Annotated in this window: 14 protein-coding genes and 1 pseudogene; 10 read left to right on the forward strand and 5 right to left on the reverse strand. The window is 50.6% G+C overall.

From position 1 onward, the window contains the following. Positions 1-102: 102 nt before the first annotated feature. The gene (locus IPN95_32110; protein ID MBK9453960.1) at positions 103-1,443 is read right to left on the reverse strand and encodes a lysine 2,3-aminomutase; all 1,341 of its coding nucleotides are present in this window, start codon (positions 1,441-1,443) and stop codon (positions 103-105) included. Between the two features lie 346 nt (positions 1,444-1,789). On the opposite strand from IPN95_32110, the gene IPN95_32115 reads away from it, so the two are divergent. From IPN95_32115 to IPN95_32160, 10 genes and pseudogenes are all read left to right on the forward strand, one after another. Further along, complete coding sequence (locus IPN95_32115; GenBank protein MBK9453961.1) at positions 1,790-2,608, forward strand: hypothetical protein; 819 nt, start codon at positions 1,790-1,792, stop codon at positions 2,606-2,608. A 27-nt stretch (positions 2,609-2,635) separates the two neighbouring features. After that, the gene (locus IPN95_32120) at positions 2,636-3,538 is read left to right on the forward strand and encodes a hypothetical protein (protein MBK9453962.1); all 903 of its coding nucleotides are present in this window, start codon (positions 2,636-2,638) and stop codon (positions 3,536-3,538) included. Between the two features lie 118 nt (positions 3,539-3,656). Continuing rightward, the gene (locus tag IPN95_32125; GenBank protein ID MBK9453963.1) at positions 3,657-4,277 is read left to right on the forward strand and encodes a TetR/AcrR family transcriptional regulator; all 621 of its coding nucleotides are present in this window, start codon (positions 3,657-3,659) and stop codon (positions 4,275-4,277) included. Positions 4,278-4,307: 30 nt separating this feature from the next. Continuing rightward, on the forward strand, positions 4,308-5,570 hold the full coding sequence (locus IPN95_32130; protein MBK9453964.1) for a TolC family protein: 1,263 nt from the start codon (positions 4,308-4,310) through the stop codon (positions 5,568-5,570). Positions 5,571-5,732: 162 nt separating this feature from the next. After that, complete coding sequence (locus tag IPN95_32135; GenBank protein ID MBK9453965.1) at positions 5,733-6,656, forward strand: HlyD family efflux transporter periplasmic adaptor subunit; 924 nt, start codon at positions 5,733-5,735, stop codon at positions 6,654-6,656. After that, a pseudogene (locus IPN95_32140) lies at positions 6,656-7,571 on the forward strand (ABC transporter ATP-binding protein). The gene IPN95_32135 and the pseudogene IPN95_32140 overlap by 1 nt, the downstream one beginning before the upstream one ends. Further along, positions 7,564-8,295 (forward strand): ABC transporter ATP-binding protein, encoded by a 732-nt coding sequence (locus tag IPN95_32145; protein ID MBK9453966.1) that lies wholly within the window; start codon positions 7,564-7,566, stop codon positions 8,293-8,295. Before IPN95_32140 ends, IPN95_32145 begins: the two are co-directional and overlap by 8 nt. Then, entirely contained in the window at positions 8,292-9,398 is a 1,107-nt protein-coding gene (locus IPN95_32150) for an ABC transporter permease (GenBank protein ID MBK9453967.1), read from the forward strand. The genes IPN95_32145 and IPN95_32150 overlap by 4 nt, the downstream gene beginning before the upstream one ends. Position 9,399: 1 nt before the next feature. After that, a complete protein-coding gene (locus IPN95_32155) occupies positions 9,400-10,518 on the forward strand; it encodes an ABC transporter permease (GenBank protein MBK9453968.1) in 1,119 nt (372 codons plus the stop codon). 3 nt (positions 10,519-10,521) lie between these two features. After that, a complete protein-coding gene (locus tag IPN95_32160) occupies positions 10,522-11,217 on the forward strand; it encodes a glycoside hydrolase family 25 protein (GenBank protein ID MBK9453969.1) in 696 nt (231 codons plus the stop codon). A 45-nt stretch (positions 11,218-11,262) separates the two neighbouring features. Here the strand turns inward: IPN95_32160 and IPN95_32165 are convergent, their stop codons facing one another. The 4 genes from IPN95_32165 to IPN95_32180 form a co-directional block, all read right to left on the reverse strand. Further along, positions 11,263-11,970, reverse strand: a complete 708-nt coding sequence (locus tag IPN95_32165; protein MBK9453970.1) for an OmpA family protein — start codon at positions 11,968-11,970, stop codon at positions 11,263-11,265. Between the two features lie 134 nt (positions 11,971-12,104). Beyond that, entirely contained in the window at positions 12,105-13,796 is a 1,692-nt protein-coding gene (locus tag IPN95_32170) for a hypothetical protein (protein ID MBK9453971.1), read from the reverse strand. Between the two features lie 8 nt (positions 13,797-13,804). After that, positions 13,805-14,593, reverse strand: coding sequence for an EI24 domain-containing protein (locus tag IPN95_32175; GenBank protein ID MBK9453972.1), 789 nt, complete (start codon positions 14,591-14,593; stop codon positions 13,805-13,807). Between the two features lie 12 nt (positions 14,594-14,605). Continuing rightward, on the reverse strand, positions 14,606-16,264 hold the full coding sequence (locus tag IPN95_32180; protein MBK9453973.1) for a S8 family serine peptidase: 1,659 nt from the start codon (positions 16,262-16,264) through the stop codon (positions 14,606-14,608). Positions 16,265-16,392 lie beyond the last annotated feature (128 nt).

Raw genomic sequence — 16,392 nt, forward strand, 5'->3', positions numbered from 1 at the left:
CCACAAGTATGTTCCCCTTTCATAGTCCTAACGGCAAATATAGCGCGCGACCAAATTGGCTAGTTAAAAAGATCCATCTTTATTCCATTCGCTTGCTTCACATCACTCCAATGCGTTGATATCGCGCTCAGTATATTTTTGACCATAGATTTTCTCGGCTTCATCTTCAAAGAAGAACCGATCCGCAAACGCAGGTTTGAGCTCATCCATCCAAACAGCGTTTTCGTCGTATTCTGCAAAAAATGGACGTGCCACCCAATTGGGATTGCGTCCCTGAAGAAACCGCAAAACAAACACCTTTTTGTCCCCGATTTCACTTACGCCCAGGAATTGGACTTTGCCAGGCGTACAGGACATACTTGGCCCCCTCACTGTGCGGCATACGCCGCTTACTTGCTGATAGGCTGCTCGCCAGATATCCCAAGCTTCGACCAAAGTCAATGCAAAATAGTGCTGAGCACCTGTATCCCTTGTCATGAACATATAATAAGGTATGCAGTTGAGGTTGACTTGTTTGCGCCACATATCCGCCCAAACTTCTGCGTTATCGTTGATATGTCTCAGAATGGGTGATTGGGTCCTGATTTGGGCTCCAGTACTCCTCAATCGTCGAATCGCATCTTTGACGGCCGCAGTCTCCAGTTCACGGGGATGACTGAAGTGAGCCATGATCGCAAGGTTGATCCCCTTGTTGGTGATGCGTTCAAAAAGCCGCAGAAATTCATCGGCATCGGGATCTGTAAGAAACTTGTACGGCCAGAATGCCAAGGCTTTGGTGCCGATCCGAATGGTTTGAATGTTCGTTTTGTTATCGTCGGCCAAAAACGGTTCGATGTATTTTTCAAAGACCTTGAAACTCATGATCATTGGATCACCGCCTGTAAACAGGATGTCTGTGACTTCCTGATGTTGTTCCAAATACCGGATCAGCAGCTCGGTTTCCTTCATGGCAAACTTGAATTCGTCCATTCCGACAAACTGCGGCCATCGGAAGCAAAAAGAGCAATAACTATGGCAAGTTTGACCGGAACTTGGAAAAAACAGCACGGTTTCCCGGTATTTGTGTTGCAATCCCCACAGACGTTGCCCATCAATCGTAGGGACATTGTGGTCGGCTTGGCCTGCTGGATGGGGATTGAGCTGCATCCGGATGCTATTGCTGACTTCCTTTTGCTGCTCCTTGGAAGCATTTTGACCCGTGACTGCGGCCATTTCTGCGTAATGGTGAGGCAAAAGCATGTCCCGTTGCGGAAACGTCAGATGAAAAATTGGATCACCATCCGGACGGTCCCAATCGATCAATTCGTCTAAAACATAACTGTTCACTTTAAATGGCAACACAGCGCCAACAACTTCGATATCGCGGCGCTGCTCAGCTGAAAGTCGGTCGATTTGGGGGATTGTAAGGTAGTTGTGAAGTGCATAAGCTTTGTACTTGGACATGATTTTTGGTCTTTGGTACAACAGTCCAAACACGATGGGTGCTTGGAGACAAGACCTGCATGAACGCGATAGATGCCTGAAAATACAATTAGAGCAAGGTTGGTGCCTGGATTTCAAGCCAGGTTCGAAATGAATCCGTTTGGTGAGACTTTGGACTAAAGTGCTGATAAATAGATTTTTAGGACCTGCATCCTCCATGAAATGGGCCGTGGATTATATTTGTGTTAGAATTCGCTGAAGGTCAGGCGATTTTTGAAAAGCCACAACTGCGGAATCAAATCCAGAAACCTCCAATTTCAAGGACAATCGCGATGTTGAAATCACGATTCTCCACTAAATTTGATTCATGAACTGGAAGAAGTACATATTGGCGGTTTTGAGCTTCTGCGGGGCTATTGTGTTTGCACAAGCCCAAACCTATACCGTCATTCACGGCTCGTCAAATTGTAAAAGGCTGCCTTCGTCGGCGGTGTTGAAACTGGGTGATGTGATTTCCGCAACCGAAAAGGTGGATTTGGGAAATGCCTCGGGGCAAATGGTGCTGTGGGAAAAGGCGGAAGGTTTGGTGGTATTGACCGCAAAAAAACAGGCATCCGGAAAATCCCAGACCATTGGTTCGATCACGGAATTGAAACACGCACTTCCTTCACGGGTGGATTATCAAGAGCAATTTGCCACGATGGAAGGTCTTCAGAAGCATTTCGAAGGCCGACGGTATCTCATTTTGGGCAAAACTTGGCTCCTCGCAGCCCCGGGATTCAATTTGGAAGGCGATACCTTGCTTTTTTACAAGTTTGAAAGCCCCAAAGCCAATTTGCAAGTCAATCGCAAAGTCGAGCACCATGGTGATAGCCTTTTGCTTACGCCGAAACTGATCCTCGACATGAATGGTCGTCCCATTCCTCCCGACGATGCAAGTGGATTCGAATTGTATTGGCTGGATCTCAAAACCAAGGGATACAAGAAATTGGCAGCCTTCGAATTCGTTTTTGTGGATGAAGCTTCAATTGCCAGGGAAATAAAATTGCTGCTTTCTGAAATCGCAAAGACAGACATGGATCCGTCCAATCGGATTGGCTTGGTGCGTCAGTTCCTTTCGGCGGCCTACGGGGACCCCGATTTGCACAACCTGCTGCAATTCCTGCAAGCCCAGGGACTCCAATAGCCTGCTTTCCACCGTTAATTGTTGCGCATGAAGTCATTTTCGTTTCGGATGGGGGAGGAAGATATTCGGATTTCGATTGATCTCCCTTCGAATCTAATCCAGCAGTTTGCCGCTGCGCCACGCAGCTATTCCTATTCCGGAACCTTGCCCAAGGACTGGAAAACGAGCTATTTCCAGATGTTCTTGCGCCATGCCGCCGATCTCGCGCCGTTGGAGGCGGTGCTTTCCGAACTGCGGCGCAGCGGACAACCGCGAGATTCGGAGGAATTGGCAAGGTTGGCAATCACGTTCGTGCAAAATGCGATTGCCTACGATTGGAAAACCGCCTACAACCTGGCCTCCGGGAAAATCAAATATCCTTCAGAGACCTTGATGGACGGCATGGGCGTTTGCGCCGACAAAACGATCTTGTTGGCCGCGCTGTTGCAGCGCTTGGGATTTGGTTTGGCGATCCTCACCTGGGATCGCGCCAATCACATGGCCCTGGGAATCAAGGTTCCGGCTGCTTATGGAAACTTCGGCACGGCCTACGCCATGGTCGAGACCACAGGTCCGACCGCGATAGGTCAGGTCCCTGAGCGCTACGCGGGCGGGGTCAAGCTCGATGGCAAACCGGAGGTGGTCGAAATTCCGGGTGGAACCGGCACTTTTCAGGGCATTGCGGCCCAACGAAAGGAGGAAGAAGCCCTCTCCTTGAAGTACGGAAGCCAATACTTGGTTTTGCCGCCTGCGCAGCAGGCTATTTTCCGCCAAATGCATCCGCTGCAGGCAGAGATGGAAGCACTGTCCAAACAATTAAAGGGCTGTTCCGGGACACTGCAACCTGCCCGATTCGCAGAGTGCCAAGCCCTTCAGCAACAGCACAATACCAAGGTGGAATTGTACAACACGCTTGTGAAAAAATTCAACGCTGCCGCCCAGCAAAAATGATAGACATTGCCCACTTCCAAACGATCGTTCACATTTCTAACCGCTGGGGGAAACTATTTTTGCTATTCTCTCGATTGGGCATTTGTTTTGCGTTCTTACCCAATTGGGTAAAGTAAACATGGTAGTATCGGAAAAAGAAAATACTGAGTTACGAATCTTGGAGGCAGCGCGCCACATTTTCCAACAAAAGGGCTTTGACGGCGCGCGAATGCAGGAAATTGCCGATACTGCCCATATCAACAAAGGGCTCCTTCACTACTATTTCAAATCCAAGGACGCACTGTTTCACCGTGTCTTTGGGATTGCGTTTGATGCCATGGTCAAACGAATTGCCGAAGTGCTGAATTCTGACCGTCCTTTGTTAGAGAAAATTGACCGATTTTGTGGAACTTACATCGGCATGATGGCGCGCAATGCCTATCTGCCCAGATTTGTGATTCATGAAATCTCGAGAAACCCTGATCGGTTCATTACCCGATTGCGTAAGCACCACCATCTTCCCGATTTGGATCCGTTTTTCAAACAGGTCGAGGCTGAAGCTGCTGCCGGCCGCATCCGGCCTACCGACCCACGACAATTGCTGGTCAACATGATGTCCATGTCCATTTTCCCGTTTTTGGCCCAGCCGATGATCCAAGTGATCCATAACATGGGCAACCAGGATTTTGACCAGTTTGTCGCAACGCGCAAAACGGAAGTTGCTCAGTTCATTATCCATGCCATTCAAATCGAAAAATGACCCAACTTTGAGAAGCCAATGCATCCGCAGATGAAAAATATAGCCGCCAGCCTTTTATTGATGCTGATATTCAGCACGGCAGCCTTCGCGCAGACGGTTTATTCCCTCGAGCAGCTCCGTGCCGCTGCAAAAGAAAATTACCCGGAGTTCAAGCAAAAAGCGCTCTCCAAACAAGGCTACGACCTCGAAATCGAGAAACTCAAGACCCTGCTTTATCCCAAACTCAACTTTGGCTTGCAGGCAAGCTGGCAAAGCGCGGTGACGGCGATCGAGATTCCCGGCATTGAGATCAAAAGTCAACCCCGCGATCAATACAAGGCCTATGTCGACGTCAATCAAGTGGTCTATGACGGCGGATTGATGAGCCGGCAACTTGCCTTGAAGGATGCGCAACAGGAGATCGAACAGCAAAAAATCGAGACGAATTTGCAAAAAGTGCAGGAGCAGGTCGACTTTCTGTATTTCTCCGGATTGCTCCTGCAAGCGCAGGAAGAGCAATTGCAGTTGGTGCGGTCGACCATCGAAGGCAAGCTCAAGCAGGTGCGCGGTGCGATCGCCAACGGCGTAACCCTCGAAAGCAATGCCTGGTTGCTGGAAGCGGAATTGGTGAAAAACGAGCAACAACAAACCGAAGTCTTGGCGCAGCGGCAATCGCTCGCTCGAATGTTGACGGAATGGACCGGCCTGCCTTTTGATTCAGAAGCAAAAATGGATCGCCCGAAAGAAAAGGACTTGCCGTTGAAGCCCACAATTTCCCGTCAGGAATTGAAATTGTTTGCCCTGCAGCACCACGCTGTGGACCTTGGCATCGCCGCAGTCGATGCCAAATACCGTCCCAAAGTGTTTGCATTCAGCCAGTTGGGATTTGGCCGCCCTGGTCTCAACTTTTTGGACACGCAGTTCCGCCCGTGGATGGTCGCGGGCGTGCGCCTGAGCTGGGACATCTATGACTGGGGCGCGGGCCGCATCGAAAAGGAAACATTTGCCTTGCAAAAGGAACTGGTCAAGGTTCAGCAGGATGCCTTCAAACGGCAAACCGACCTTGGACTCATTCAGGTCGACGAGGATTTGATGAAACTCAAGAAACTGCTGCAACAAGACGACGACATGATTCGCCTCCGCGGCAAAATCCGGGAAATTTCCTCTGCACAGCTCGACAATGGCGTGATTACTGCCACCGAGTACTTGGACAGGGTAAACGAAGAAACGGGAGCCGTTTTGGCCAAGAAATTACACGAAATCCAAGTCCTGATGACGCAAGCTAAATACGGCTACATCACAGGGAATAATTGAAAATTGAGAATGGAGACTCGTAAGATCGGCGCAGCCAATTGCGAAGCAATCAGCGCAGCTAATGGACAATGTCAAAGCACGCGCAACTACCTCGAATCAATGAAAATCAGGCAACAGTCGGTGTTCTCTAAGGACAGGAATTTAAGGCAAATCCGCTGGTCAATGAGAAATTTCCTCGCGCTCACACTCACCCTCACACTGTTCCTTGGTTGTGGCAAGGAGAAAAACAATGCCGATGCCTTCGGAAACTTCGAGGCCAATGAGGTGATTGTTTCTGCTGAAACCGCGGGTCGCTTGATCAGATTCCAGGTCGACGAAGGCCAAGATTTGCTGCCCGGGATGGAAATCGGAATCGTGGATACCACGCAATTGTCCCTCCAAATGGACGAACTCGGCGCACGCCGCCGTGCTGTCGGCTCACGTACCTCCAATGTCGTGGCTCAAATGGACGTGCTTACCCAGCAAATGGAAGTCATCGAAAAAGAGAAATTGCGTGTCGAAAACCTCGTGAAGGCAGGCGCAGCCACCCCCAAACAACTCGATGACATCAAAGGTCAATTGGAAGTCCTCAGCACCCAAAAGCGCAGCATTTCCGCACAAAATCTTCCCGTCGTCAATGAAATCGAAGCCATCGACGTTCAGGCAGAGCGTTTGCAGGATCAAATCAAACGTTCACACATCGTCAATCCGATCAAGGGCAAAGTGTTGGTGAAACTCGCCGAAGCCTCCGAAGTCGTCGGCCCAGGCAAGCCGCTCTATCGCATCGCCCCGATGGACTCGCTTTACCTCCGGGCCTACCTTTCAGGCAGCCAATTGGCAAGTGTCAAAGTGGGCCAAACCGTCACCGTACGCATTGACAACGGCGAAAAAGGCTATCATTCCTATCCGGGTCGCATTACCTGGATCGCCGATCAGGCAGAGTTTACGCCCAAAATCGTCCAAACCAAGGAGGAACGCGTAAATCTCGTGTATGCCTTCAAGGTTTTGGTCATGAACGAAGGTCAACTGAAAATCGGAATGCCGGGCGAGGTGCTGTTTGCCGATCCTAAATCCGCCCCCGCAAGCCCAAAAACCGCCGAAAAATAATGGTGCGGGTAGATTCGATTTCCAAATCCTACAAAAAGGTCCAAGCCCTGAATTCGGTATCGTTTGAGGTACCCAAGGGCGAACTTTTTGGATTGATTGGTCCTGACGGTGCCGGGAAATCGACTTTGTTCCGCATTCTAACCACTTTGCTTTATCCCGATCAAGGGCATGCCACGGTTGCTGGATTCGATACGGTGAAGGATTATCGTCAGATTCGGCAATTGGTGGGGTATATGCCGGGCAGGTTTTCGCTGTACCACGACATGACGGTCGAGGAAAACCTGAATTTCTTCGCGACCATCTTCGGAACGACCATCCGTGGGAAACTTCAGCTTGATCAAAGACATCTACGTTTTGCTCGAACCCTTTCGCAAGCGCCGCGCCGGCAAGCTTTCGGGCGGCATGAAGCAGAAACTCGCGCTCTGTTGTGCCTTGATTCACAAGCCTCAGGTTCTCTTTTTGGATGAACCGACCACGGGTGTGGACCCGGTTTCCCGCAAGGAATTCTGGGAAAACCTCCGGAAACTGCGCAATCAAGGCATCACCGTCGTCGTTTCGACACCTTATATGGACGAAGCGAGCCTCTGTGACCGCGTGGGCCTGATCCAAGACGGCGAAATTTTCAGCATTGATACACCTGAGGGTATTCGCAATACGTTTTCCAAGCCGCTTTGGCGCGTGGAAGGCACCGCTTTGTACAGTTTGTTGAAGGCATTGCGGAGCTATGACCAAACTTGGTCGGTTTTTGCATTTGGAGATTGCGTGCACCTCGCGACACGCGACAGTTCGGTTGCGGAGATGGAAATCGCCGCCTATTTGTCGTCGCACGGCTTGCCGGGCATGACCATTTCGCGGATTGCACCCACGATCGAGGATGCCTTCATGGAGTTTTCCACCCGTAAATTGCATGGCTAGAGATCCCGTCATCATCACCAACAAACTCCGGAAGGAATTCGGAGACTTTGTTGCCGTCAACGACATCAGCTTTGAGGTGATGCGCGGTGAGATTTTTGGCTTTCTCGGGGCGAATGGTGCCGGGAAAACGACGGCCATGAAGATGCTCACCGGACTTTTGGCGCCTTCGGGCGGTTCGGCAACCGTCGCCGGATTTGACGTGATGACCCAAAGCGACGAAGTCAAACGCAACATCGGCTACATGAGCCAACGGTTTTCGCTGTATGAGGACTTGACGGTCAAGGAAAACGTGCGGTTTTATGGCGGCATCTACGGTCTGAGCTACTCCGAGCGCAAGCGCAAAAGTGCCGAGCTCATTGAGCGCCTCGGTCTGCTGGACATGAAGCGTGACAAGGTCGCCGACCTTCCCCTGGGTTGGAAGCAAAAATTGGCGTTTTCTGTGGCCTTGCTCCACGATCCGGCGATTGTCTTTTTGGACGAGCCCACCGGCGGCGTGGATCCTTTGACCCGCCGTCAATTCTGGGACCTGATCTACGAAGCCGCCGAGCGCGGCGTCACTGTATTCGTCACCACCCACTACATGGACGAGGCCGAATACTGCGAACGCATCAGCATCATGGTCGACGGCAAAATCGAGGCCCTCGACACCCCGGCGGCACTCAAAAGGCAGTACAATGCCGCAAACATGGACGAAGTTTTTGTAAAACTGGCACGCGGAAAATGATCGTTTTCTTCACATTCGTCAAAAAAGAATTCTATCACATTTTCCGTGACAAACGCACGCTGTTCATCCTTTTCGGGATGCCGGTCGTGCAGGTGATCCTCTTTGGATTTGCCATCACCAATGAAATCAAGGACGCAAGAATCGTTGTGTTTGACCAAAGCAAGGACGAAGGCACACAACAGATTACGCAGAAATTACTTTCCTCTGGCTATTTTTTGCTGGACCGGGAATTGAATTCGACGGAGGAGATCGAGCAGATTTTCAGGGAGGGTACCACAAAACTTGCGGTGGTCTTTGGACCGAATTTCATGGAGGGATTCCGGCGCGGCACTGGCGCTGATATTCAGATCATTGCCGATGCATCCGACCCCAATACAGCCAATGCACTGACTTCGTATGCCACAGCGATCATTCGCGGATGGCAAGCGGAGAAAATCGGCATTCGGGAACTCCCCTTGACCATCAAAACCGACTATCAAATGACCTACAATCCGGAACTCAAAGGGGTTTTCCTCTTCGTTCCCGGGGTCATGACGATGATTTTGATGATGGTTTCGACGCTCATGACCTCGATTGCCGTGGCGCGTGAAAAGGAATTGGGCACCATGGAAGTTTTGCTCGTGTCGCCGCTCAATCCGACGGTGATCATTGTCGGCAAAGTCATCCCGTACCTTGGTTTGGGCATGATCAATGCGGGCGTCATCGTTTTGTTGAGCAATCTGGTTTTCGGAATTCCGATCCACGGCAGTGTTTTGTTGCTCATGGCCGAATGTCTGTTGTTTGTCGTGACTGCATTGGCGATGGGAATCATGATTTCGACGGTCGCCAACAGTCAGCAAACCGCGATGCTTTTCTCCTTGACGATTTTGATGTTGCCGACGATTCTGCTTTCGGGCTACTTTTTCCCGATCGAAAACATGCCGATGATCCTGCAGGTATTCAGCAATATCTTGCCGGCCAAGTGGTTCATTATCATTGTGAAAGACATCATGCTCAAGGGTTCCGGCTTTTTCTCGATTTGGCGCGAGTCCTTGGCCTTGTTTGGGATGGCGGTATTTTTCATCGTGGTGAGTATTTTCCGGTTTAGAGTGAGGCTCGAATGACATGAGGCGGATCAAGTTTCTGGTGCAGAAGGAGTTCTTGCAGATTTTCCGGAATCCTGCGATGTTGCCCATGATCATCATCATGCCGGTGATCCAACTCCTTGTGCTCGCCAACGCCGCCACCTACGAAATCAAGAACCTCAACGTCCATTTCGTGGACCATGACGGTTCTCAATTTTCCAACATCCTCCGCGGCAAAATTGAGGCCTCGCCTTATTTCACGATCATGTCTGCCGATCCCAGCGTGGAATCCGCCAACATGAACCTCGAGCGGGACCAAACCGACCTTGTGATCGAAGTGCCATCCGGTTTTGAGCGTTCCCTGTTGCGTTACGGAAAGTCGTCATTGCACATGAAGATCAGCGCGATCAATGGCGTCAAGGCCGGCGTCGCCGTCAATTATACGAATTCGATCATTCTGGACTACAACCAAGGCATTCGAAAGGATTTTGGTGCGGCTCCCAATATCAGTTCGCCCGGGCAAATCAACATTGAATACAGCAATTGGTTCAATCCCAGCCTCAATTACAAAACCTTCATGGTGCCCGGCATTTTGGTGCTGTTGGTGACCATGATCGGCTTGTTTCTCACGGGCATGAACATCGTGCGGGAAAAGGAAATCGGTACTGCTGAGCAAATTAACGTGACGCCGTTGCGCAAATACGAATTTGTGATCGGGAAAATGCTGCCGTTTTGGTTGCTCGGTCTCTTCGAATTGGCTTTGGGCCTCGGAGCGGGCATCCTCGCTTTTGACATTCCTGTTTTGGGAAGCCCGGTTTGGGTCTTCGTTTTTGCGATGGTTTTCCTCTTTGTGGTCATGGGAATCGGATTGTTCATCTCCACGATGACCGATACGCAACAGCAAGCCTTGTTTTTTGCTTGGTTTTTCATGGCCATTTTCATGCTGATGAGCGGGCTTTTCACGCCCATCGAAAGCATGCCGATTTGGGCGCAACGCATCACGGACTTCAACCCTGTAGCCTATTTTGTGTCCGTGAACCGGATGGTGATTCTCAAAGGCGCAGGCTGGGCGGAAATTCAGGTCCTGTTCTGGAAAATGGTCATTTATGCCTTGGTCATCAATGGGTTGGCCGTCTGGAATTACCGCAAGAAGTACTGAGAAATGGCAAAAAACGGCAGCAACGGTGGACGGTGGTTCTTGGTGCTGTTGGTATTTGCAGGAATTGCTGCAGGCGGATATTGGCTCTGGTACAACCGGTTTTCCATTCGCGGGATTGACGTTTCACGCTACCAAGGCAAGATCGAATGGGCGAAGGTCAAGCAGGCTGGCATCCGCTTTGCCTTTATCAAGGCGACGGAGGGGACAGACTATGTGGATCCCTATTTCGCGGTGAATTGGGATGAAGCAAGGGAAAAAGGCATTGCGCGGGGAGCCTACCATTTTTTCCGTCCCGCGCAGGACGGGAAGGCGCAGGCAGAACATTTCCTGAAACAAGTGAAATGGTCAAAAGGCGATTTGCCGCCGGTTCTCGACCTGGAAGTCACGGATGAAGTGACCGCAGCCGCAATTCGGAGGGAAGCTTTGGAATGGCTGGAAACCGTCGAAAATGCCACGGGCATGCGTCCGCTCGTGTACACGCTCCCGCATTATGCGCGCAGCTACCTCGACGGCAAGCTCGCGCGGTACCCGCTCTGGGTCGTGGACCTTACTTTGCTGTGGCCGAGCGAATCGCCCGGCTGGAAAAGCTGGACTTTCTGGCAACATTCGCACCACGGCCGCGTCAGCGGCATCGAAGGCGACGTCGACCTGAACGTGTTTGGCGGCACAGAGGTGGAGTTTCGGGAGATGATGAAGTAGAAAAGCCATTGCAAATAGTCGAATGAAGCTGCTATTATCGACTGCTCATTCCACCACCCGCACTTCCGTTCGGCGATTTTTGGCTTTGCCGGGCTCTGTGTCGTTGCTTGCAACGGGCTTCGTTTCTCCGTACCCTACCGTTTGAATGCGGTTGGCCGCGATGCCGTGTTGCGTCAAGTAGTCGCGCACGGCTGCTGCGCGGTCGCGCGAGAGTTGGAGATTGGCGTCGGCACTGCCGTCGCTGTCGGTATGGCCGGCGAGTTCGATTTTGGAGGATTTCAGGCGGTCCATGGCCGCGACAAGGTCGTCGAGCACGCCGTAGGATTCCGGTTTGATGGCCGATTTGGCGGTCTCGAAGTGAACGTCGAGTTCATAAACTTCATTCGATTCGTCCTCCATTTCCACCGAAAGCGTTGCCTCCATGATGCCCGGCTGATCGGGAACTTCGATGGTGCTCGATTCCTTTTGGTCCAAAAATCCTTGGTATTTGATTTTGTAGATGTCGCCCTTGGGCAGCAGGACTTGGAATTTTCCAGTGGCGTCGGTTTTGCGGGAAATACTTTTGCCTGAGTTGCTGCTTTCAAAGAAAATCGTCTCCGCGGCACGCGGCTTGGCGTTAAAATCAGTCACGACGACGTTCAGCAGTGCCTTGGTATCCGTCGCAACCAACGGCGTAACGGATTGGGAAAAGCCTTGGAATCCAGCAAACAGCAGAATGATCAGGAGGAAAAGTCGTTGCATTTTCAAACTCATTTTTCAACCTAACGCGAATTCCCCGAATTGTTACAAAGCAGGAAGCAGGCCAATTTCCGAAGCACTTCCAAGCTGCGATTTTTATAGCTTCATGGGTTTTCTGTTTGCCCTTGGGCCTCAGTCCTCCATTCCCATCAACGCTTTTCTATCTTGATCCGAAGGTTGATGACTTGGCCTTGATTGTGGACTTCGTACAAAAACGGGCTGGTTTTTCCAGCGTACTCCAAGTCCCATTTGCCTTGCATATCGCTGTTGTTGAAGAAACCGCTGTCAATGTCGTACAGTTTCATGCTGATTTTGTCCCCTTTGCAAATGCGTAGCATCACACTGCCGGGTATTGCACTGAGACTGTTACGGTTGTATTCGCTTTCAAAAAAAGCATCCTCGCCGATACAGAGCAGGTACTGAAGTTCGGGGAGGCGGCTGCCGGGTGGAATGAACTCGGCATCGTAGTTGGCGTCAATCATGTCCAGTTGCTCCAAGGCAACCCAATATTTCTGTTCTTCGGGCTTGTTGACCGCAACCGTTCCTTGCCCGACAACAGGGAATTTTGTTCCAAGGCTGATGTCGCTAACCATCAAGGCATACTTCAAATTTCCAGCTCCTGCCGGCGCCGTGAGCATATAATAAGGTATAAAAAGGCTGCCACGTGCGACGGTATTGGTGGCGCTAGGCAATTGGCCATCCAATAGGTGGGTGGTTCCCGAAACATTTTTGGGCGCACGTGCAGGATCAATGGCCAATTTGCCATTGGCATCCAACAAGGCGAGGTAGAAATAATATTTCCCCTTCTCCGGATTGCGCAAAATCGTCGTGTATTTGAATGCACAAGCGTAATGGACGCTGATTCCTTGCACACCATCCACCGTGGTCGGAATCACTTCGACTTTTTGAAGCGTGAATTGCTGCTCATCGTAATTGTATTTGACGGGCACTTCAAGCAGCATCTTTTTGGAAAAAATCTCCTTGGGGCCGCCTTCGGCACCGATCAGAATAAACGCGACCTCCGCCTCGGCGGGACCATCCATTTTCAAAGCATGGTAATTCACAAAAAACCTGACTTTGCTGCCGGGTTTGCCTTCGATCATTTCCAAAGACACGGAACGGGTTTGGTCGCTGTTGGCTGCAGTTTTCGAATCGAAAACCTGTTTGCCACCTGATCGGATGACGCATGCCAATTGGTAAGACGATTCGATACAATCTTCAGGACCATATTTGAATCCAATGTCTGAACTCAATGCCAAACCTGCCTGCTCGGTCATGAAATCCTTGGCATCGTAGTCCACCGTAAGATTCTTGAAATCAAAGACTTGATCGTTGAGAGAATGTCTGACAATCTTCTTGTGCTGCCAACTGATGCTTGTTTTGAAGCAATCGGTGTAAGAGCCTTCGCTGTTGGAAAGGGAAAAGATCAAATCCGCCTTTTGGGTGCCGCTTTCCAGTGGGATCTCCAAATATGGCACAAACAAGGATGCGCCGCGGGCGGCCATGCCCCTTTTACCACCGATCGTTTCAGAGGACGTGGAAATGCTTGTCTCCGAACTTTTCATGTTTTCGGAACGCAAAACCACGACGCCGTTTTGTTCCAAACGAAAGGCAAGGTCAAACCGCTGCTTGAAAAAATCCGTTTCTTCCCAATTGAAAGTGACATCATACTTAAAAAGCAAGCCTGTGATGCCCTTGCTGTATTGATCGACATTTTCGGTGGTGGTAAACTTGGAAAATGTCACTTTGCGCGGCGCTGCCTGCGAAAATCCGACCAGATTCCCCGCCAACAAAAGGACCAACAGAAGACAATATTGGGTGAAAAAGCGCGTGGTTTTCATTTTCTAGTTTATGCTGTGATGGGATTCGAAGACCTACCGGAGAAAACGTCCTCCTGTTGACCCGTGTTGGTTTCCTTCAAAATGCGAAGTGTTTCCAACGTTGCCGCTACGGTAGCGTAGGTCGGCGCAAACGCCCATCCAACAATTGGAATGAGCATCAAAAAATACATGACCACACCCAATCCGATGGCGAGGCCTTTGTGTTGACGACAAAATGCGACCGATTGCTTGATCGTCATCCGTTTGCGTTCCATCACGTAGTCCATGTACCCAAATCCGTAGAAATAGCTGGAAACGGCGATCGAAGCGATTTGCCCGACGCCGGGAAGCAAGCCAAGGGCAAGGCAGGTGAAAAATTCGTGAATGGAATTGCGAATGGCCAACAAAAGGGAGCGACCGATGTCCTGAATCGCTTCCTTCCAGGTGATTTCCGGCGTTTCCAGTCCCAGGACTTTCTTTTCGACGGCGACACTCAAATTGCTGAGGATCGGAGCCAAAACCACCTGTACCACATATTTGATGCTGATGAAGAAAAATGCGGCCACCGCGACCCAATAAACGGTTTTCATGAACCATTTGATCGCCGAGCCCATCCAACTCAGCCACCAAGGATAAGATTCTGCATCCGTCGAAATACTGCCAGCAACCGACGATGCCAACCAAAAAAACAGGCCGGAATAAATCACGGTCACAATGGCTGGAATAATCAGGTATTTGGTGAGTTTGTACTTAAAAATCACCGTGTGCGCTTCGCTGTACGCTTTGATTCCACGGCTGAATTCTGTTTGAAAACTCATTGGGCAAATGGATTAGTTGCGAATGAACCTTGTTGTTTGGGCATTTCCGTCGCGCATGGTGATACGCAAAATGTACGTTCCAGCAGCAAGCCGCTTGATTTGCAATTGCATACGTCCCGAATTCCCCAAATCTCCCTTTTCAAATTCCATCGCGGTTTTCCCATCAACGGTGACGATCTCCACCTTCGTGACCGGATTTTCAGGCTTCCTATTTTCCAGGACGAGCACATCCCCGGCCGGATTTGGGAAAACATTGATGGCTGCAACCTCCGCAAGCGGTGCCGCAACCGACACGCCCAAAGAATCCCAAACAGTGAGGATGGAATCGGCCTTGCAGGCATCCGGAATGCCATATCCCAACAAGGTATCGGGATTGGCAAATTGGCTTGCGCTCTCCCGAATCGCACGGATCACTTCCATGTTGCTGCGTTGCGGATGCGCGCCCATCAAGCATGCGGCAAAGCCGGCCATCAACGGTGCGGAAAAGCTCGTTCCACTGGAATTCGCGACTTGCCCACTGTTGCCAATCACGGCGGTAAACACGCCAAGTGCACAAACATCAGGCTTTACCTGCCCGTCAGCGCTTGGTCCAACTCCCGAAAAACCGGCAGAGGCGCCAAAAAAGTCCACCGCTCCCACACACAAAATGCTGTCTGCATCGCAAGGAGCCGATATATGGTGCCATGGGCTATTGCCTTCATTTCCAGCACTGTTGACGACCAAAATTCCGCGTGAGGCAGCAAGATCGGCTGCCCGGCTCACAATCGTGGTGTTTCCGTCAAGATCTGCATAGGAATAGCTCACAGATCCGCTGTCAAAAAGCGTGTACCCCAAGCTGCTTTGAATCATATCTGCACCCAACGAATCCGCCCATTCCACAGCCATCATCCAATTGTCTTCTTCTTGATTGGTCTCAGAACCGACATTTTCGGTGCGGGCCAAGGCCAATTTTGCATGGGGCGCACTACCGACCATCGTGCCGGGAAGGTTGGCGACGATCGTGCTCATCACATTCATCCCATGGTTGTTTTCGTCAAAAATGGTCGTGTCATGGTTCACAAAATCGTAGTACGTCAGCAGACGCCCTTGAATCCAAAGCGAATCGAATGCTGGAATCGTATCTGCATTCAAAAATCCAGCGTCAAACACGGCAATCAAAACATCACGCCCCGTTTTGCCTTGTTGGTGTAAACAGCTCAAATTCAATTGCTCAATCTGAAATTGCGCCTGTCCATAGTCGATGTTGGATCCGCCGGTTTTGCCCGCAGCCGAACCATCTACAAAACCTTCGTAGCGGCTGTTGGTGAATTTGGCGACCGGCTGCATCGCAGCAATGGCTGGACAAATCTCCTGCAAGTCCTTGAGGCTTTTGTCCGTCATGACGCTCACGGCATTGATCCACCGGGAAGATGCATGTACCTGAATGCCAGCATTCTGCAATTGAGCCTTATAGGTATTGCTCACCGGCCAATCGATGGCATTGGGTTGGATACCCAGTGTAACCCGGCGCTCCAATGATTTCGGAGACAAATAGCTCTCTGGATTTTGAGCCCATTTGGACTGTTCAGGTCCTTTGTCACGGAAAAAAATCCAGACTTTTTGCTGTGCAAACAACAAATTGCTGGACACGAGCAAGCAAATCAGTAGAAACAGTCGGTGAATTCTTGGCATTTTTTCTTCAAAAATCGATCAGCGATCAAGTTAGGGCTTTCAACGCAGAATTGAAAAGCCTGTCATTTTAACGCTGAAAACATTGGAAGGTTACTTGCAGGTTCTTGGAAGTTCATTCGCCCAACAAT

Source organism: Bacteroidota bacterium (assembly GCA_016718825.1).
Classification (GTDB): Bacteria; Bacteroidota; Bacteroidia; order J057; family JADKCL01; genus JADKCL01.

Coding starts and splice junctions, on each gene's coding strand:
- IPN95_32165 (MBK9453970.1), bottom strand. CDS start 11,970: ATGAGTTTGAAAATGCAACGACTTTTCCTCCTGATCATTCTGCTGTTT.
- IPN95_32170 (MBK9453971.1), bottom strand. CDS start 13,796: ATGAAAACCACGCGCTTTTTCACCCAATATTGTCTTCTGTTGGTCCTT.
- IPN95_32135 (MBK9453965.1), top strand. CDS start 5,733: ATGAGAAATTTCCTCGCGCTCACACTCACCCTCACACTGTTCCTTGGT.
- IPN95_32175 (MBK9453972.1), bottom strand. CDS start 14,593: ATGAGTTTTCAAACAGAATTCAGCCGTGGAATCAAAGCGTACAGCGAA.
- IPN95_32180 (MBK9453973.1), bottom strand. CDS start 16,264: ATGCCAAGAATTCACCGACTGTTTCTACTGATTTGCTTGCTCGTGTCC.
- IPN95_32150 (MBK9453967.1), top strand. CDS start 8,292: ATGATCGTTTTCTTCACATTCGTCAAAAAAGAATTCTATCACATTTTC.
- IPN95_32160 (MBK9453969.1), top strand. CDS start 10,522: ATGGCAAAAAACGGCAGCAACGGTGGACGGTGGTTCTTGGTGCTGTTG.
- IPN95_32110 (MBK9453960.1), bottom strand. CDS start 1,443: ATGTCCAAGTACAAAGCTTATGCACTTCACAACTACCTTACAATCCCC.
- IPN95_32115 (MBK9453961.1), top strand. CDS start 1,790: ATGAACTGGAAGAAGTACATATTGGCGGTTTTGAGCTTCTGCGGGGCT.
- IPN95_32155 (MBK9453968.1), top strand. CDS start 9,400: ATGAGGCGGATCAAGTTTCTGGTGCAGAAGGAGTTCTTGCAGATTTTC.
- IPN95_32130 (MBK9453964.1), top strand. CDS start 4,308: ATGAAAAATATAGCCGCCAGCCTTTTATTGATGCTGATATTCAGCACG.
- IPN95_32120 (MBK9453962.1), top strand. CDS start 2,636: ATGAAGTCATTTTCGTTTCGGATGGGGGAGGAAGATATTCGGATTTCG.
- IPN95_32145 (MBK9453966.1), top strand. CDS start 7,564: ATGGCTAGAGATCCCGTCATCATCACCAACAAACTCCGGAAGGAATTC.
- IPN95_32125 (MBK9453963.1), top strand. CDS start 3,657: ATGGTAGTATCGGAAAAAGAAAATACTGAGTTACGAATCTTGGAGGCA.